Here is an 18,991-nt window from a genome sequence, read left to right on the forward strand (position 1 = left end):
CATCCTCTCTCCCCCTTTGAGCGCCGTATTGCGATGTACAACCTCATATAGTTAAGTATACGAGTATAGGGGGAAGTTTTAGACCATAAAATGGAACAAGATCATTATTGGAGGGGAGAGAAACGGTGTTTCCGAAAATTGGGCTAGCGCTTGGTTCTGGAGGAGCGAGAGGTTTTGCGCATCTGGGAGTCATAAAAGTATTGGAAGAGGAGAAAATCCCGATTGCTTGCATCGCCGGAAGCAGCATCGGGGCGCTTGTTGCCGCTTTGTATGCCAGCGGCCTCGGCCTTGACCGTTTATATAGATTGGCAAAGTCGTTCCGCCGAAATGATTACGTCGATTTTACCATTCCGAAAATGGGGTTGATTGCCGGTAAACGAATCACCGAATTTATTCGCCTTCTCACAAAAGGGAAAAAAATCGAGGAATTATCCATCCCTGTGGCCATTGTCGCGACAGATTTGCAGACAGGGCAAAAAGTAGTGTTTCGCCGCGGTGATGTGGCCCGTGCGGTGCGGGCAAGCATTTCGATTCCCGGCATTTTTGTCCCTGAAACAGTGGACGGGCGCCTGCTCGTAGATGGAGGAGTGGTTGATCGCGTCCCTGTTTCTGTTGCGCGAGAAATGGGCGCCGATATTGTTATTGCAGTCGATGTTGCCCATGTGAAAGTGGACGGAGAAATTGCGTCGATATTTGATGTGATTTTGCAAAGCCTTGACATTTTGCAAGATGAGATTGTCCGGCATCGCGCGCTCGCTTCGGATGTGATGATCCGCCCGCACGTCGAACAGTATAGCTCGCGCGCGTTTACGCACGCACAAGAAATTATCGCCATCGGCGAACAAGAAGCGCGCAAATATGTGCCAAAAATTCGCCAAGTCATTGAAAACTGGAAGGAGCATTCACGCTGATGAAAAAACGAGTGTATGTGGTGACGTTTTTCATGGGCGTCATCGTGGCGCTGTTGCTTATTTTTATTAAACTTCCTTATTACGTTACAATGCCCGGAACTGCGCAAGATTTAAAACCGCTTGTTCATGTGGAAAACGGGGATAAGGATGAAGGGGAGTTGATGCTGACGACGGTGAAAATGGGGCGGGCGAATGTAGTTGCTTATCTGCTTGCCCATATCCGTTCCTTTTATGAGCTGCATCCATTGGATGAGATTAAACAAGAAGGCGAAACAGATGAGGAATATACGATGCGCCAGTTCCAGCTTATGGAGCAGTCAAAAGAAGCGGCGATTGTGGTTGCGTATAAAAAAGCGGGCAAGCCTGTTTCCTATAAGGCAAAAGGCGTATACGTGATGAGCGTAGTGCCGCATATGCCGGCGTATGGGCGGTTAAAAGTGGGCGACCGCATTGTGGAAATAGACGGAAAGAAGATGGATACATCAGAGCAAATGGTGCAATATATTCGCACGAAGAAAAAAGGGGATCATGTCAGCATTATGTTTGAACGCGGCAAAAAGAAAAAAGTGGAAACTTTAGCATTAATGCCGTTTCCGCACGATCCGAAGCAGATAGGCGTAGGAATTTCGCTCGCTACTGACTATGATGTTGTGACAAATCCTCCTGTCCGCGTTAATTCGGAACAAATCGGCGGCCCGTCGGCAGGGCTGATGTTTTCGCTAGAAATTTATAATCAGCTTGTGGACGAGGATATAACAAAAGGACATAAAATTGCCGGAACGGGTACCATTAATATAAACGGGGAAGTCGGCCCAATCGGCGGCATTTCTCAAAAAATCGTCGCCGCTGACAAAGAGGGGGCGGAGATTTTCTTTGCGCCAAACGAAAACGGCGCGGCGGATTCGAACTACCGGGAAGCGGTCAAAACGGCAAAAGAAATCGGGACGAGCATGAAAATTGTCCCGGTCGATACGTTTGATGATGCTGTCCGTTATTTAGAAAGAATGAAATAGCCACCGCCGCCCTTTTGTCCCCGCTGTTATTGTTGAACGGGTGGGGTGGCGTACTCTTCTTTCAGGGCATTGGTGCGGACAGGTTCAGGAAATGCGGCGGCATAAGCAAACGCCGCCTTTTCTTCTTGCTGGTAAATCGGATCATGTTTTAATTTGGATATTTTCGTGACAAGCGGCAGCGGCAACCGTTTTTTCACATGTTGCAAATAACGCCTTCCGTTGCTGCTCATTCCAAGCAAGCGGATGTATGTCGGCGTTTCTGCTTTTTTTTGTTGTTCTTTCGTAAAATTTGTTAAGATATGAGTACACATTCGTTGCAAACGCGTCCATGTGTATCGTTTTGTTTTGATTGCGTCCATAAAAGCAGAAAACGTTGGGGCGGCGGCGATTTCCTGCTTGAGGCGGTGTTCGATGCCTTCGTCGACGCCGGCGATTTGGCGCAGCTCTTCCTCTTCCGCTGTCATAATGCGATACTTTAAAAGCGGAAAATATGCTTCCCACTCATGAAACATGCCATATGTATCGTAATATTGCTTGAGCGCTTGTTTCGTGGCAGCTGGGATGTACGGAGCGATTGTTTCTAACTGTGCAACCGATCCTTGCAGTGCCTTGCGTAAGCTTGTTGCGCTGGCGATCGAAGGATGTGAGAACATTTCATCATGATAACCGGAGGCGATGCGGTGAATCGTGCGCGGAGTGATTGGAAGCTGTTTTTGCAAAATCGCTGTGACATACGCAAGGCCAAGCACATTGTTTGGCTTCGATAAATCAAGAGAAACGGCATCTAATTGTTTCCATGCTTCCGCGCTTGCCCGCGGGTAGCTTACCCCCTGTTTCAACGCTTTTTGCACATAACTGTCATGCTGCTCTTTTCGCTCTAAAAGCGTTTTTGCCGCATCGATGAACGTTTGTATGTTTCCGTTTTCGCTGCCAAAACAAATTTCTTCGCAATATAAAGAATGAAGCAATGCAACGGCACCGCTGGCAAATCGTTCAGCAGATTGAACCGCGAATGCGTACGGAAGTTCAATGACAATATCGACGCCGGCTGACAGCGCCATTTTTGTTCGCGCCCATTTTGACACAAGCGCAGGTTCTCCGCGCTGCAAAAAATTTCCGCTCATGGCAGCGATGATACAATCTGCTCCGGTTTGTTTTTTTGTTTCTTGCAAATGATATAAATGCCCGTTATGAAACGGATTATATTCAACAATGATTCCAACCGCTTTCATCGTTTTTGCTCTCCCAAGATTTTTTCAGTGATAAATGTCGATGAACTGACAACCATTATACTGTAAAGAAAAAATATTGACAAATAGGAAAACGAAACGTATAATTTTCTTTGTTGCCTTGAGGTGATTTTTATGAAATGGACTATTCATCAACTTCATCAATTTCGCCATAAAGAAATGGCGATTGACGAATATGTCGATGTTTCCGATTTAAAAGAGATCGACAAATTGATCCGCGATATTTCGCTCGTGCACGTACAAGGAAAGGCAGATATCGGTTCGACAAAATTTACGTTCCGTTTGCAAGTGTCAGGAACGATGGTACTGCCTTGTTCGCGGACGCTGGTTGACGTTCCGTATTCGTTTTCCGTTGAGACGACGGAAACGTTTTTTATGAATGATTATGATGCCGTATCAGCAGAAGAAGATACGCATTTAGTGAAAAACGACACGATCGATTTGTTGCCGATCGTGAAAGAGCTTATCCTTCTGGAAATTCCGATACAAATATTTGCGGAAGAAGGAACGGTGCAGGACGGGGCGCCGCAGTCTGGAGAAGGCTGGGAAGTCATGAAAGAAGAACAATGGAATGCGATGATCGAAGAACGGGAAAAGCAAAAGGTAGATCCTCGTCTTGCCGCATTGGCGAAGTTTTTTGATCAAGGTGAAAACGAGTGAGCGAAGCAACCGGAATGTTCCGGGCTTTTCTGATATTCGAGTGCTAATAAGGAGGTGGAAAACATGGCAGTACCTTTCCGAAGAACATCAAAAACAAGAAAAAGATTACGCCGCACTCACTTCAAATTGCAAGTGCCTGGCATGGTAGAATGCCCAAATTGCGGTGAAATGAAATTAGCTCACCGTGTGTGCAAATCTTGCGGAACTTACAAAGGAAGAGAAGTTGTGAACAAATAATGGTTCTTTTTTCACAACAAGCACAAGGAAGAAAAGTACTTGTGCTTGTTGTTTTTTTATTATAAAAAGCAGGAAAATGCCCCATCATTGCCCAATTCTTTTATAAGGAAAGGGGAAAAGAAGATGGAAGTAGCGATTGTTGAACATGATAGTGACGGGGTTGTTTGGTTTACGATTCATCGCCCGGAGAAACGAAACGCGATCGATTTTGAAGTAATGGATAAGCTGGAAGAAACGATCGCGATGGCAGAAAAAAATGATAATGTGAAAATGCTCGTCATTACGGGAACAGGTGATGAGGCGTTTTGTTCCGGGGGAGATTTAAGCAATTTCCAACATTTACAGGCGGAAGCTGCCAAACAGATGTTAGAAAAGATGGGCAAGATTTTATATTCATTGCTTACATTGCCCAAACCGACCGTTGCGCTCATTAACGGAACTGCCATTGGCGGGGGCTGTGAGTTAGCGACAGCGTGTGATTTCCGCTATGCGAAAGGTGGCAGTAAAATCGGCTTTGTTCAAGGAAAGCTTGGCATCACGACTGGCTGGGGCGGCGCGACAATGCTTTTGGAAAAGCTTCCGTACACGCAAGCGCTTGATATACTTTTGCGCGCAGAAAGAATCAGCGCAGAAAAAATGCGTGAGTATGGATGGGTTCACGCCGTGTTGCCAGGCGATAATTTGCGTGAAGAATGCCGCAACCTGCTCGCCCCTTACTTATCGCAATCTGTTTCTGTATTGCGGGCTTATAAAGTTGCAGCCACAGAAAAATGGAAGAACAGCGAGTTTCAGACGAGGTTTTTTGCTGAAATCGCGCGTTGTGCAAAGTTATGGGGGTCGGAAGAACATAAGAGAGCTATCGAGTCTTTTTTCAAGAAATCATAATTTTTCCCCTTCTATCTTCTCTACTAGCTGCATACATATAGTGTGAAAAAGCGGCTATGGAGGGGGAAGAAGATGACAAGTGTGCGCCAAGATGCGTGGACGCAGGAAGAAGATTTGCTATTAGCGGAAGTCGTATTGCGCTATATTCGCGAGGGAGGCACGCAGCTTCAAGCGTTTGAAGAAGTAGGGCGGCGTTTATCGCGCACGGCAGCTGCGTGTGGATTCCGCTGGAACTCGTATGTTCGAAAACAGTATAAAGAGGAAATTGAGCTGGCGAAAAAACAGCGAAAGGAAAGAAAAAAGGCGGTTGCTAGCGAAGAAAAAGGGCAGAAAAAGAAAGAAGAAGCAGCAGAAAAAAATGTAACATGGTCTGATGTCATAGCGTTTTTGCGGGCACATGGGCAAACGGCATATGATTCGCAAAGAATAGCCGATGAAAACCGCGCTTTAAAGAAAGACATGGAGCAATTGCAACAAATGATCACAAAGCTGCAAGCAGAAAAAGAAGCGCTACAAAAGGAGCTGTCTGCCGTTCAAGAAGAATATAAAACATTGCTTGTGATCATGGAACGAGCGAGAAAATTGGCAGCGCTTGAAGAAGCTCAAGAACAAAAAGCTTCACAAACGGAAAATGTTTCCTTTGAAAAAGTGGAAAATTCGTAAAAAAGCTGACTAACAAAGTCAGCTTTTTTTCTTAACGGAGGAATTGCCTATTTGGTAAAATAGGAACAGTATCAGCTGGTGGAAAGCGAGGAGGAAATTGTGAAAATTGGAATTATTGGCGGCGGCGCAATCGGGCTGTTGCTCGCTGCTTATTTAAGCGATGAATATGAAGTCACCGTTTACACAAGACGTTCTTTACAAGCGCAGCGGTTAATGAGAGAAGGATTGCGGTTGGTGAAACGGGGAGAAACAAAATGCATTTCCCTTCAGGCAATGCCGTTTACGAAGGCGGATATCAGCGATGACCTTGTTTTTGTAACAGTGAAGCAATATGATGTCGCGGAAATTATCAATCGGCAAAACCAGTTTGATCGTGCAGAGACGGTCGTTTTTTTACAAAACGGAATGGGGCATGTGAAACGGTTGTCTTCGTTAACGAAGAAAAATGTGATTGTCGGAACTGTCGAGCACGGTGCGCTGAAACATGATGATCATACGGTGGAACATACCGGGATAGGAAAAATTGTGCTTGCAAGATTGTATGGCGCGTTTGGGCAAGCGGCAAATTTGGCAAAGAAGAACATCCCTGATTTTCCGTTTGAAATCGCTAATGATTGGGAGAGCGTGTTAGTGAAAAAATTAATTGTCAATGCAGTCATTAATCCGCTGACGGCGCTTTTGCGCGTCAAAAACGGCGAGTTGCTCAAGGTAAAACCATATTATGAAATGATGGCGTTGTTGTTTTCCGAACTAAAGCAAGTGTTGCCGATGGAAGATGAACAAGCAGCATGGGATCATATTGTGAATGTTTGTGAAAAAACGGCAGACAATTATTCATCGATGTTTATGGACATTTCCCAACAGCGAAAAACGGAGATTGACGCCATTTTAGGCTATGTTTTGGAAAAAGGAAAAGAGCTTGGAGTGCCGCTGCCGCTCTCGCAATTTTTATTTGCTGCCATCAAAGGGATGGAAGAAAGGGGTGCGGAACATGGATGATGTGATCGCCCATCTGGTTGCGGCGTTCGTGACGATGCCGTTATTATCGTTTTTTCTCGTTTATTTTTTTGCCCGCAAGTTATTAAAAAGAAAGCGAAAATCGTTTTATGCGGCAGTAAACGTTTCGACACTTTTTTTTATTATTGCCGTTCACTTTTTGCTTGCCGTTCTTTCCGGAAAATCTTATTTATGGCACATTATTTTCTTTTTGTTGATTATGCATATGCTGATTGCGATCGGGTATTGGCGGAAAAACGAAGATTTTCATTTTTTCACTGTGTTTCGCTTGTTTTGGCGGGCAAATTTCTTATTATTCTCCTCCCTTTATTTTAGCCTGCTTATCTATGGAATGATCGTGAGGATATCTAGCAATTTATAAAAAACGCTAACTGTTTTTCACCTGTAAAAAAGAATGCTATACTCATGGAAGAGCATACACATACATAATGAAGAAAGGAAGTTTCTAAACATGGAAGTTCGGGAAATTTCTTTGGCTGCTACAACACCGTTAGCAACCGATTACATAAATGGCACTTTTCCGCTTGAAAAAGGGTTTTCTTACTCGTTTCAGAAGGAAGACGCGTTTTGGAGGCGGCTTGGCGACATCAAAGCAAGAACGTATCCGCGCCGCGAGATTGTTGAATGTTTGCGTTCGTACCATCAGCGGTTTCATGCGGGCCCTAAAACATTTGCCAATATTGAAAAATTGCTTCGTCCTGACAGCGCAGTGGTCGTCGGCGGGCAGCAAGCGGGGTTGTTGACCGGGCCGCTTTACACCATTTATAAAATCATTTCCATCATCAAGCTTGCCAAAGAACAAGAAAGAAAATTAGGAGTGCCGGTCGTTCCGCTTTTTTGGATTGCCGGCGAAGACCATGACATTGCCGAAGTAAACCACATATACGTTGCAGAGAGCGGAAAAATAAAAAAGCGTGTTTATCCGGATGTTCCTAAAGAAAGACGGATGGTTTCAGATTTGCCTTTAGATGGCGAAGTTTGTTCCAAGTGGATCGATGATATCGTAAAAACGTATGGGGAAACGGATACGACAAATAAGTTGCTCGATTTTCTGTTCCGATGTTTAGACGAATCGGAAACGTTCGTTGACTTTTTTGCCTCGATTGTTTTGCGTTTATTTGCTTCCGAAGGATTAGTTGTCCTCAATGCCGCCGACGCTTCACTGCGCGCGGTGGAAAGCAGCTTTTTTGTGTCATTGATTGAGCGTCATCGCGAAGTGACGGATGCTGTGTTGCAAAAACAGCATCAGCTTCGGCAGCTCGGATATAAAAATGTGCTGGATGTGCAGCCGCATTGCGCCAATTTATTTTACTACGATGGACGGGAACGCTGGCTGCTTGAACATGATCCACAAAAAGAGATGTTTTGTAGCAAAAACGGAGAAGTGGTTTTCTCCAAAGAGGAGCTAATACAGCTTGCGAAAGCAAACCCGAGCAATTTAAGCAATAATGTCGTGACCCGCCCGCTTATGCAGGAATTTTTGCTGCCGACGTTGGCGTTTGTCGCCGGTCCCGGAGAAATCGCATATTGGGCTGAATTGAAAGAGGCGTTTTCGATATTTGACTTTAAAATGCCGCCGGTTGTTCCGCGCGTGAATATAACGATCGTAGAACGTTCCATTCAAACCGATTTGGACGATATTGGCGCGGATGTGATGGACGTTTTCACAGGAAGGATCGCAGAAGTGAAGCAAAATTGGCTGGCACGGCAAATCCGTTATCCGCTTGATGAAATATTCGCGAAAGCGAAAGCGGAAATCGAACAAATCCATCGTCCCCTCCGGGAAATCGGCATGGAAATTGACCGCGGATTGGCGGGCTTGCTGACGAAAAATGCTAATCTCCTGCAAGCGCAAATCGATTTTCTTCAGCAAACATTGCACCAGTCATTAATGCGGAAATATGAAACGGAATTGCGGAAGTTTTCCCGCGTGGAAATGTCATTGATGCCGAATCAATCGCCTCAGGAGCGGATTTGGAATATTTTTTACTACATCAATAAATACGGATTCGATTTTTTAGAGAAGCTGTTACACCTCGATTACAAATGGAACGGCATGCATAAAATTGTATATATATAATCATTTTTATAAGAAAAAGTCGAAAAGAAAAATCCTGTTTTATGCAGGATTTTTTTTTGTTGGAAGGAATAGTAGACATAAAGAAATAGTATGGAAATAAAAGTAAAAAAACTTTTATCCAGTATTATTGTTACAAATTGCACAAATGCGACAAAAACAAACAGAGAAAGACGAGTTTTTACAAAAAAAGCTAAAATTTTATTATGTTTTGCGGTATAATAAATAAGCGACCGCTCTTCAAGAAAACTTGCTAGTTATTCGTGACGAGATTTGCTTTTTGTGTATAGTAATAAAAAATGTGCAGCAATGAGCGGCGAAGGTGGTGGATTTGTGTTTCAACATACAACGGTGTTATTAAAAGAAGCGGTAGACGGGCTTCATATAAACCCAGATGGGACGTATGTCGATTGCACTCTTGGCGGCGGGGGGCATAGCGAGTATTTGCTCTCACAATTATCGGAAAAGGGAAGGCTGTTTGCGTTCGATCAAGATGATATGGCGATCGAGTACGCGAAAAAAAGATTGGCCCGTTATGAAAAACAAGTGACATTTATCCGCAGAAATTTCCGTTTTCTCGCAGAAGAACTAGCGGCGCGGGGAGTTCATAAAGTAGATGGGATTTTATTTGACTTAGGGGTGTCTTCCCCGCAGTTAGATACGCCAGAACGAGGGTTCAGTTACCATCATGATGCCCCTCTCGATATGCGAATGAATCGTGAGCAACCGTTAACGGCTTACGATATTGTCAATCATTGGCCGTATGAAAAACTCGTACATATCTTTTTTCATTACGGTGAAGAAAAATTTTCAAAGCAAGTGGCACGGAAAATCGAAGAAGTCCGCAAAGAAAAGCGAATTGAAACAACCGGCGAGTTAGTCAACATCATTAAAGAGGCGATTCCAGCGCCGGCGAGAAGGAGCGGGGGGCATCCAGCCAAACGAATCTTTCAAGCGATACGTATTGCTGTAAATGATGAGCTGCAAGCGTTCCAAGAGGCGATTACGCAGGCGATTGATGTGTTGAAATCAGGCGGAAGGATTAGCGTGATTACGTTCCATTCATTAGAAGATCGCATTTGCAAAGCGACTTTCAAAAAGGCAAGCCAAAGCCCGCAGCTTCCTCCCGGACTCCCGCTGATCCCTGAGCAATATCGCCCAACCTTAAAAATGATAACAAAAAAGCCAATCGTTCCTTCTGAAGAAGAGGTTGCGCATAATCATCGCGCACGTTCCGCGAAATTGCGCATTGCTGAAAAACTTTAATGCCGTGAGGAATACGGTATGGAAAACGAAAAGCGTCTCGCGAAGCAGGAGGGAGAAAAGTCGATGAATAATACGGCGGTGAAAATTCAAGAGCGACAACGGCCATCGTCACGTCCGCGCACTCGAAAAAAGCGAAAGTTAAAATTCCGTTTGACATTAGGGGAAAAGCTTTTATTTTTATCATTTTGCGCGTTTGCCATGTATGCGGCCGTTCATATTGTGGCAAATCAAGTGAAGATTTATCAAATCAACAAAGAGATTCAACAGCTGCAAGAAACGGTGCAAGAACAGCAAAAGCATAATAACGATTTATACGTGGAAGTCCAGCAATTAAGCACATATGAGCGGATTTTGAAAAAAGCGAAAGAACTAGGTCTTTCGCTGAACGAAAATAATGTAAAAGTTGTACAGGAATGATTGGCGATGGAAAAGAAAAAGCATAGCAATACAGATAAAGGAGCAGCTATATTATTTTTCCTGTTCAGTCTGCTCTTTTTTGTGTTGTTGGCCCGTTTTATTCAGTTGCAGGTAACAGGCGTTGCCGATGGCCAAGTGTTAGCGGTAAAGGCAGAAGAAAAGTATAAGCAAAAGCGCACCATCGAAGCAAAGCGCGGGACCATTTTTGACCGAAATGGCGAAGTGCTGGCCCAAGATATGCCATCCTATACGGTGGTAGCCGTTCTTGACCCGAAGATGACGACAGATCCTGATCATCCAAGACATGTCGTTGATCCCGAAAAGACGGCCAAAAAATTAGCTCCATTGCTTAAAATGGATGTGGATGAAGTCAAACGAATTTTGACAAAAGATGCAAAGCAAGTGGAATTTGGCCCGAATGGACGGAACATTAGCTATGAACTGAAGGAAAAAATCGAAGCGTTAAATTTGCCAGGGATCGGTTTTATTCGTGATACGAAACGGTTTTATCCGAACGGTGATTTTGCTTCGTACGTCATTGGCTATGCGCAAAAAGAAGACAAAAGTGAAGCAGCTGGAAAAATGGGGATTGAGAAAAGCCTGGATAAATATTTGCGCGAAAAAGACGGTTATGTGTCTTTTGCCGGGGATGTGAGCGGATTTCGCCTTCCAAACACGAAAGAGAGCATCGTTCCGCCGGATAACGGAGCGAATGTGTATTTAACGATCGATCAAAAAATACAAACGTTTTTGGAAGATGCGATGAACGATGTCGAAAAACAATATAAACCGAAAAAAATCATCGCGATTGTGGCAGATCCGAAAACAGGAAAAATTTTAGCAATGGCGACAAGACCGAGCTTTGACCCGAATAAACGCAATATACAAAACTATTTCAACGACGCGATTTCCTATCCGTATGAGCCGGGCTCGACAATGAAAATATTTACGCTTGCTGCTGCCATCAACGAAGGTGTATATAACGGGAATGAGCAATATCGGTCTGGCTACTATAAAGTGGGGCGGAATATTATTCGTGACCATAACAAAGTAGGCTGGGGAACGATAACATTTAACGAAGGAGTACAGCGCTCTTCTAATGTCGCTTTTTCCATTTTAGTAGAAGAAAAATTGGGAGAAGACCGCTTTTTGCAATATTTGCACCGTTTCCATTTTGATCGGAAAACAGGGATAGACCTTCCGGGAGAGGCGGTCGGACAAATTCATTATAAATATCCGATTGAAAGAGTAACGACAGGGTTCGGCCAAGGAACATCGGTGACGCCGATTCAGCAAATTCAGGCAGCAACAGCGATCGCGAACGGCGGAAAAATGATGAAGCCTTTTGTCATCGATCGCATCGTCGATCCAGATACTAACAAAGTGATTTTCAAAAACGAGCCGGAAGTAGTGGAACAGCCGATTACAAAAGAAACGGCGCAAAAAGTGCTAGATATATTGGAAACGGTCGTTACTTCGGAAAAAGGCACGGGGCGTCCGTACCAAATCGAGGGGTATCGGGTCGCCGGAAAAACCGGAACGGCGCAAATTCCGTCGCCAAACGGCGGATATTTAACCGGCTATCAAAACTATATTTTTTCCTTTTTAGGAATGGCCCCGAAAGAAGATCCGCGCTTAATTATGTACGTCGCTGTCCAGCAGCCAAAACTATCTTATACGGAGACAGGAGCGGCCCCTGTTTCTCACATTTTTACGAGCGTCATGAAAAACAGCCTGCAATATTTGCATATTCAGCCTTCTTCCGAACAGAAAACGCCAAAAACAAAAACGAAAGGAATTGAAGTTGGCTCCTATATAGGCCGTTCAACGGAAGAAGCAGTAAAAGAATTAAAGGAAAAACAGCTCGTTCCGATTGTCATCGGAAATGGACAGCAAATTGAAGATCATCTGCCAATATCCGGCGATACGGTCATTGCTGGAGAACGGGTGATGCTCAAAACAAACGGAAAAACAGTGATGCCGGACGTGCGCGGCTGGTCGCTGCGCGATGTCATGAAAGTGGCGGAACTTCTTGGGCTTCGTCCGAGCATCAAAGGAAGCGGATATGTCATCAGCCAAAATATTCGCCCAGGCGCGCTGATAAAAAAAGGGGATTACTTAATTGTAGAACTGGAAGAACCGGAAAAGTGGAAGGAAAGGATGGAACAAGAACAAAAGGAAGCAGCAACGAAGAAAAATGACGGTCCAGTTGAGTAATTCGGGCCGTTCTATAATGAAGCGTACAAGCATATAGTGGAACGAACGAGCCTATCTCATAAAGGGGGTTCCACTATATGCGCGTTTCTCACGTCACTGTCCGCAAGCGGCTGATGATCGTGTTTCTCGTTGGAGTGCTTATTTTCGCCATTATTGACATTCGCCTCGGGTATGTTCAATTGATTATCGGGGATATGTTAACGGAACGGGCGAAAAATTCATGGAGCAGGAACATTCCGTTTGAACCGAAGCGGGGGGAAATTTTGGACCGCAACGGCGTTCCGATCGCCACGAACATGAGCGCCCCCACTGTATATGTCATTCCGCGCCAAATTGAAAATCCGGCGGAAACAGCGGAAAAATTGGCGAAAGCATTAAATATGCCTGTGGAAAAGGCGTACCGACACATTACGAAAAAGACCTCCATTGAACGCATTCCGGAAGGGCGAAAAATATCGAATGAAAAAGCAAATGAAATTCGCGCGCTCGGCCTGAAAGGGGTATATATCGCGGAAGATACGAAACGTTATTACCCGTTCGGCAGTTATTTGTCGCATGTTTTAGGATTTACCGGCATCGATAATCAAGGTTTGATGGGGCTGGAGCTTTACTACGATAAAGAATTGAGGGGCCAGCGCGGGTCGGTGCAATTTTATTCGGATGCGAAAGGAAAAAGAATGCCGAATATGACGGACGAATATACGCCACCGACAGACGGATTGGATTTGATGCTTACGATTGATTCGCGCATCCAAACAATCGTGGAGCGAGAGCTTGATATCGCCGAAGCAAAATACAATCCAGACGGCATCATTGCGATCGCGATGAACCCGAATACAGGGGAAATTTTGGCGATGGCGAGCCGCCCAACGTTTGACCCGGCAAATTATCGAAACGTGCCGCCGGAAATCTACAATCGTAACTTGCCGGTTTGGAGCACATATGAACCTGGATCGACGTTTAAAATTATCACGCTTGCCGCAGCGCTGGAAGAAAAAAAAGTCGACTTATTGAACGATCATTTTTATGATCCGGGATATGTAAAAGTAGCTGGCGCAACGCTGCGCTGCTGGAAAAAAGGCGGGCATGGCTCGCAAACTTTTTTAGAAGTTGTGCAAAATTCATGCAATCCGGGCTTTGTCGAGCTGGGGCAGCGGCTTGGAAAAGAAAAGCTATTTGATTATATAAAACAATTTGGCTTCGGGGAAAAAACCGGAATTGATCTGCAAGGGGAAGGAACCGGAATTTTATTTGATTTGAAACGTGTTGGGCCTGTCGAACAAGCGACAACGTCCTTCGGTCAAGGGGTGTCGGTGACGCCGATTCAGCAGGTTGCCGCTGTTTCTGCGGCGGTCAATGGCGGAATTTTGTATACCCCATATGTTGCGAAACAATGGGTTGATCCTGAGACAGGAAAGGTGATCATCCGCAATACACCAAAAGCGAAGCGCCGCGTTATTTCCGAGGAAACGTCCAAACAAGTTCGCTATGCGCTTGAAAGCGTCGTTGCCCAAGGAACAGGAAAAGGCGCTTACGTCGAAGGATATCGCGTCGGCGGAAAAACGGGAACGGCGCAAAAAGCGAAAGGCGGGCGATATTTAACGGACAACTATATCGTTTCATTTATCGGCTTTGCTCCGGCGGATGACCCGCAGCTTGTTGTTTATGTTGCTGTTGACAACCCGAAAGGAACGGTGCAGTTTGGCGGCGTTGTCTCTGCCCCAATTGTCGGAAAAATTATGGGAGACAGTTTGCGCGTGCTTGGCGTCAAACCAAGGAAAGGCCAAATGGAAAAAGAGCGGGCGTGGAATGATCCGAAAATGGTCGAAGTGCCGAATTTAATCGGCTTATCGAAAAAAGACTTGCAACAGCAACTTTTTAACTTAAAATTAGATGTTAGTGGAGAAGGTGACGTTGTCATTGAGCAAGCTCCAAAACCTGGAGTGAAAGTAAAAGAAGGTTCGACCATTCGCATCTATTTGGCAGCAGAAACAGAGACATTCCGTGAAGGCGAATAAATCTCGAGGGGCGGCTAGAGTAGGTTGTCATCTATATCTCGCCCCTTTTTCCGCTTTTGGTTGTTTTGTTTTCAACGAGGACTATTGAAGCGAAAGGATGAATAAAAGTGAAGCTGCAGACGCTGCTTTCGTATTTGCATGATTTAACACCATATGTCGGCGAAAACCCGACGATCACTTCCATTGAAATGGATTCGCGACAAGTAAAAAAAGGGGCATTGTTTATTTGCATCAAAGGGTTTACCGTCGATGGGCACGATTTTGCGAAACAGGCAGTAGAAAACGGGGCTGTAGCAATCATTGCCGAACGCCCTCTCGATGTCGATGTGCCTGTGATTGTCGTCCGCGATAGCCGGCGGGCGATGGCAGTGCTCGCCGATGCGTTTTACGGGCAGCCGACCCATCGGTTGCATTTGATCGGCGTTACGGGCACAAACGGAAAAACGACAACGACTCATATAATAGAGCAGATTGTAAGAAAGGCAAATAAAAAAACAGGGTTAATCGGGACGGTACATATTAAAATTGGCGATGATGCGTATCCAACGCAAAATACGACGCCCGAATCGCTGCTGTTGCAGCGGACGTTTAAGCAGATGGCCGACGAAGGAGTCGATGTTGCCATCATGGAAGTGTCTTCACATGCCCTTCATATGGGGCGCGTGCACGGTTGTGACTATGATGTTGCCGTGTTTACCAATTTAACGCAAGATCATCTCGATTACCATGGGACGATGGAAGAATATCGCAATGCGAAAGGGCTGCTATTTGCCCAGCTTGGAAATCGTTATGACCATGAGCGTCCTAAGTTTGCGGTGTTAAACAATGATGATCCTGCTTCACAATACTATAAGCATATGACGGCAGCGACCGTGATTACATACGGAACGAAAACAGACAGCGATATTATGGCAAAGCGGATTGATATCGTCCCGAACGGAATGGCGTTTGATCTGATCACACCGCACGGTACGGCCCGCGTTAAAACGAAATTAATCGGATTGTTTAATGTATATAATTTACTTGCAGCCGTTTCCGCTTGTCTTGTATCAGGGATTCCATTTCCTGTTATTGTGGAGGCGATTGAAGAAATTTCCGGAGTTGCGGGACGGTTTGAAACAGTCGATGAAGGGCAAGACTTTACAGTAATCGTAGATTATGCCCATACGCCAGATAGCTTGGAAAATGTCTTAAAAACGGCTCAGCAATTTGCCCGGAAAAACGTTTATGTTGTTGTTGGCTGCGGCGGCGACCGAGATCGTACAAAACGGCCGCTGATGGCAAAAGTGGCGGTCCAATACGCCGATGTGGCCATTTTCACTTCTGACAACCCGCGTTCCGAAGATCCTGAGCAAATTTTGCGTGATATGGAAGCAGGCGTTCCCGGGGAGCGTTATGTGACGATCGTGGACCGCAAAGAGGCGATTTATTACGCGATTGAACAAGCGCAAGAAGGCGACATTGTTTTAATCGCGGGCAAAGGGCATGAAACGTATCAAATCATCGGTGATCGCGTCATTGCTTTTGATGACCGGCTTGTTGCCAGGGAAGCGATTAAGGAGCGGAAGAAGATATGCTGACATATGAAATGGTGAAACGGTTATGCAAAAACGTTCGCGGAATCGCCGATGATACGATGGTGTTCCACCATGTGTTTGTCGATCCTTACGAGCATGCTCCGAAAGGGTTGTTCGTTCCGCTAAGGAGCGGGATAGAAACGCTAAACATCGCGATTGAGCATGGGGCGATCGCCGCGCTTTGGCAGGAAGGCGAGGCATTGCCGCGCTATGTGCCAAACCAATTTCCGCTCTTTTTTGTTTCATCGCCGCTGCAAGCGTTAGAAGAGCTGTTAGATGCGTATGGGCAATGGAAAAAAACAGCGTTTCACCTTACTATTTCTTCGCATAATGAACAAAATCGTTCATATGATATAGCGGTGTTGGATGCACTCAAACGGCTGCAACAGAAACAGATATGCGTTCAAGGACAAGAAGGATGTGACCGATCATGCTAGAGCAAGTCATTGTTTTTGCCATCGTTCTTTCATTTTTGATTACTGTTATATTGTCGCCGATGTTTATTCCGTTTTTAAGACGGTTGAAATTCGGGCAAAGCATTCGGGAAGAAGGGCCGAAGTCGCATCAAAAAAAGTCGGGCACCCCGACGATGGGAGGAATTATGATTTTGCTTTCCATCGTCGTGACAACGGTTTGGATGACGCAAAAGTTTGCGACCCTTTCCGTTGAAACGTATTTGCTGCTGTTTGTGACGATAGGGTATGGACTGCTTGGCTTTTTAGATGATTTTATTAAAGTGGTCATGAAGCGGAATCTTGGTTTGACGAGCAAACAAAAATTCATTGGTCAGTTAATCATTGCCATTGTTTTTTACATTGTGTATCAGCGCAGCGGTTTTTCCACTGCTTTGCATATTCCGGGAACAGATCTTTCTATTAATCTCGGGTTTGGCTATGTGCTATTGCTTATTTTTATGCTTGTCGGCGGTTCGAATGCAGTCAATTTAACCGACGGACTTGACGGCTTATTGGCTGGGACGGCGGCCATTGCATTCGGCGCTTATGCGGTTCTTGCTTGGAACCAAGGCCAGTATGACATTTCTATTTTTTGTGTCTCTGTTGTTGGGGCGGTGCTTGGATTTTTAGTCTTTAACGCCCATCCGGCGAAAGTATTTATGGGGGATACCGGGTCGCTTGCATTAGGCGGGGCGATCGCGACTGTCGCTATTTTAACGAAGCTGGAAATATTGCTCGTTATTATTGGCGGCGTCTTTGTGATTGAAACATTGTCTGTCATTATTCAAGTCATTTCCTTTAAAACAACGGGAAAACGCGTGTTTCGCATGAGCCCGTTGCATCATCATTACGAGTTGCTCGGCTGGTCGGAGTGGCGCGTTGTCGTCACGTTCTGGGCGGTCGGCTTATTATTTGCAATGCTAGGAATCTATATCGAGGTGTGGATCTAATTGAAACAGACAGCTTTTTATCAACAACATCGGGTGTTAGTCATCGGTTTAGCGAAAAGCGGATTTGCCGCGGCAAAATTGCTTCACGAGCTTGGAGCGATCGTCACAGTAAACGATCGCAAGCCGTTTGAAGAAAATGAAGAAGCGCAACGGTTAGAACAATTGGGAATTCGGGTGGTTTGCGGCGGGCATCCGCTTGAGCTCTTGGATGAGCCGTTTGATCTTATCGTGAAAAATCCTGGTATTCCATATACGAATCCAATCGTCAAAAAAGCGATCGAAAAACATTTGCCGGTGATCACGGAAGTGGAGTTAGCGTACCATATTTCCGAAGCGCCATTTATCGGAATCACCGGTTCTAATGGAAAAACAACAACAACGACATTAATTTATGAAATGCTGCGTGAAGGGGAAAAACGCCCGCTGCTTGCCGGAAACATCGGAGTGGCCGCCTGTGAAGTGGCGCAAAAAGCGGAAGCAAACAATTGGCTTGTAACGGAACTTTCCTCTTTTCAGCTGGCGGGAATTCGCGACTTTCGCCCGCACATTTCCGTTTTATTAAACATTTTTGATGCGCATTTAGATTACCACGGCACAAAAGAAGCTTATGCGCAGGCCAAAGCGAATATTTTTAAAAACCAGACAAATGAAGATTATGCGGTTGTCAATGCTGACGATGAACTTGTTATGCGGCTTGCGGAGAATTCCTGCGCGCAAAAAGTTATTTTTTCCGCAACGAAAAAATTAGATAGCGGCGCTTATATAAAAGACGGATGGATCTATTGGAACGATGAAGCAGTGATTGCGGTTTCCGACATTGTGCTTCCTGGAAAACATAATTTAGAAAATATATTGGCGGCTGTTGCTGTTGCGAAATTAACAGGTGTTGACAATAAAGCGATCGCCAAGGTTTTAACAACGTTTACGGGAGTGAAGCACCGGCTTCAATATATTGCTACGATTGATGGAAGAAAGTTTTTCAATGATTCAAAAGCGACAAACATTCTTGCGACACAAAGAGCATTGTCCGCTTTTGAAAAAGATTCTGTCATCCTTTTGGCAGGCGGACTTGACCGCGGCAATGAATTCGATGCACTTCTTCCTTATTTGCATAATGTGAAGGCGATCATATTGTTTGGGCAAACGGCGGCAAAAATCGCCCGCGTTGCTAAACAGGCGGGAATAGAAACGATCGAATATGTCGATAATGTGGAAAAAGCCGTGCCGGTTGCCTATCGCTTGTCCGAACCGGGTGACGTCATTTTACTATCGCCGGCATGCGCGAGCTGGGATCAATATAAAACTTTTGAACAGAGAGGGGACATTTTTATCAACGCCGTGCATAAGTTGAAATAGGGAGGAAGGACATTAACAAAGC

18 protein-coding genes are annotated in these 18,991 nt (G+C 45.1%); 17 read left to right on the plus strand and 1 reads right to left on the minus strand.

Annotation, left to right across the window (positions count from 1 at the left end; genetic code table 11):
* Positions 1-125: 125 nt before the first annotated feature.
* The gene (locus AOT13_RS08530) at positions 126-911 is read left to right on the plus strand and encodes a patatin-like phospholipase family protein (protein WP_003251961.1); all 786 of its coding nucleotides are present in this window, start codon (positions 126-128) and stop codon (positions 909-911) included.
* Complete coding sequence (locus AOT13_RS08535; protein WP_003251958.1) at positions 911-1,924, plus strand: SepM family pheromone-processing serine protease; 1,014 nt, start codon at positions 911-913, stop codon at positions 1,922-1,924. Before AOT13_RS08530 ends, AOT13_RS08535 begins: the two co-directional genes overlap by 1 nt.
* A gap of 26 nt (positions 1,925-1,950) precedes the next feature.
* Here AOT13_RS08535 and AOT13_RS08540 read toward each other — a convergent pair whose 3' ends face one another.
* The gene (locus tag AOT13_RS08540) at positions 1,951-3,156 is read right to left on the minus strand and encodes a nucleotidyltransferase (protein ID WP_013877247.1); all 1,206 of its coding nucleotides are present in this window, start codon (positions 3,154-3,156) and stop codon (positions 1,951-1,953) included.
* Between the two features lie 132 nt (positions 3,157-3,288).
* Here AOT13_RS08540 and AOT13_RS08545 point away from each other — a divergent pair, with 132 nt between their 5' ends.
* The 15 genes from AOT13_RS08545 (at position 3,289) to murD (ending at position 18,969) form a co-directional block, all read left to right on the plus strand.
* Positions 3,289-3,834, plus strand: coding sequence for a YceD family protein (locus tag AOT13_RS08545; protein WP_003251952.1), 546 nt, complete (start codon positions 3,289-3,291; stop codon positions 3,832-3,834).
* 63 nt (positions 3,835-3,897) lie between these two features.
* Positions 3,898-4,071: a 50S ribosomal protein L32 gene (rpmF, locus tag AOT13_RS08550; protein WP_003251950.1), complete on the plus strand. Its 174-nt coding sequence runs from the start codon at positions 3,898-3,900 to the stop codon at positions 4,069-4,071.
* Positions 4,072-4,194: 123 nt separating this feature from the next.
* Positions 4,195-4,956 carry an enoyl-CoA hydratase/isomerase family protein gene (locus AOT13_RS08555; protein ID WP_042383338.1) on the plus strand — a complete coding sequence of 254 codons (762 nt, stop codon included), beginning with the start codon at positions 4,195-4,197 and terminating at the stop codon, positions 4,954-4,956.
* Between the two features lie 72 nt (positions 4,957-5,028).
* Positions 5,029-5,619, plus strand: a complete 591-nt coding sequence (locus AOT13_RS08560) for an RsfA family transcriptional regulator (RefSeq protein ID WP_003251943.1) — start codon at positions 5,029-5,031, stop codon at positions 5,617-5,619.
* A 99-nt stretch (positions 5,620-5,718) separates the two neighbouring features.
* Complete coding sequence (locus tag AOT13_RS08565; RefSeq protein ID WP_013401315.1) at positions 5,719-6,618, plus strand: 2-dehydropantoate 2-reductase; 900 nt, start codon at positions 5,719-5,721, stop codon at positions 6,616-6,618.
* The gene (locus tag AOT13_RS08570; protein ID WP_003251940.1) at positions 6,611-6,997 is read left to right on the plus strand and encodes a DUF3397 domain-containing protein; all 387 of its coding nucleotides are present in this window, start codon (positions 6,611-6,613) and stop codon (positions 6,995-6,997) included. The genes AOT13_RS08565 and AOT13_RS08570 overlap by 8 nt, the downstream gene beginning before the upstream one ends.
* Positions 6,998-7,087: 90 nt before the next feature.
* A complete protein-coding gene (bshC, locus tag AOT13_RS08575) occupies positions 7,088-8,716 on the plus strand; it encodes a bacillithiol biosynthesis cysteine-adding enzyme BshC (RefSeq protein ID WP_003251939.1) in 1,629 nt (542 codons plus the stop codon).
* A 330-nt stretch (positions 8,717-9,046) separates the two neighbouring features.
* Positions 9,047-9,979, plus strand: coding sequence for a 16S rRNA (cytosine(1402)-N(4))-methyltransferase RsmH (gene rsmH, locus AOT13_RS08580; protein ID WP_003251936.1), 933 nt, complete (start codon positions 9,047-9,049; stop codon positions 9,977-9,979).
* A gap of 63 nt (positions 9,980-10,042) precedes the next feature.
* The gene (gene ftsL / locus AOT13_RS08585) at positions 10,043-10,396 is read left to right on the plus strand and encodes a cell division protein FtsL (protein WP_035502776.1); all 354 of its coding nucleotides are present in this window, start codon (positions 10,043-10,045) and stop codon (positions 10,394-10,396) included.
* Positions 10,397-10,402: 6 nt separating this feature from the next.
* The gene (locus AOT13_RS08590; protein ID WP_003251932.1) at positions 10,403-12,613 is read left to right on the plus strand and encodes a penicillin-binding protein; all 2,211 of its coding nucleotides are present in this window, start codon (positions 10,403-10,405) and stop codon (positions 12,611-12,613) included.
* A gap of 77 nt (positions 12,614-12,690) precedes the next feature.
* Positions 12,691-14,631: a stage V sporulation protein D gene (locus tag AOT13_RS08595; protein WP_013401313.1), complete on the plus strand. Its 1,941-nt coding sequence runs from the start codon at positions 12,691-12,693 to the stop codon at positions 14,629-14,631.
* Between the two features lie 107 nt (positions 14,632-14,738).
* Positions 14,739-16,211 carry a UDP-N-acetylmuramoyl-L-alanyl-D-glutamate--2,6-diaminopimelate ligase gene (locus AOT13_RS08600; RefSeq protein WP_013401312.1) on the plus strand — a complete coding sequence of 491 codons (1,473 nt, stop codon included), beginning with the start codon at positions 14,739-14,741 and terminating at the stop codon, positions 16,209-16,211.
* Positions 16,205-16,645: a hypothetical protein gene (locus AOT13_RS08605; protein WP_003251927.1), complete on the plus strand. Its 441-nt coding sequence runs from the start codon at positions 16,205-16,207 to the stop codon at positions 16,643-16,645. Before AOT13_RS08600 ends, AOT13_RS08605 begins: the two co-directional genes overlap by 7 nt.
* A complete protein-coding gene (gene mraY, locus AOT13_RS08610) occupies positions 16,639-17,613 on the plus strand; it encodes a phospho-N-acetylmuramoyl-pentapeptide-transferase (protein WP_003251925.1) in 975 nt (324 codons plus the stop codon). Before AOT13_RS08605 ends, mraY begins: the two co-directional genes overlap by 7 nt.
* Positions 17,614-18,969: a UDP-N-acetylmuramoyl-L-alanine--D-glutamate ligase gene (gene murD / locus AOT13_RS08615; protein WP_003251924.1), complete on the plus strand. Its 1,356-nt coding sequence runs from the start codon at positions 17,614-17,616 to the stop codon at positions 18,967-18,969.
* Positions 18,970-18,991: the final 22 nt, after the last annotated feature.

The organism is Parageobacillus thermoglucosidasius (genome assembly GCF_001295365.1).
GTDB lineage: Bacteria > Bacillota > Bacilli > Bacillales > Anoxybacillaceae > Parageobacillus > Parageobacillus thermoglucosidasius.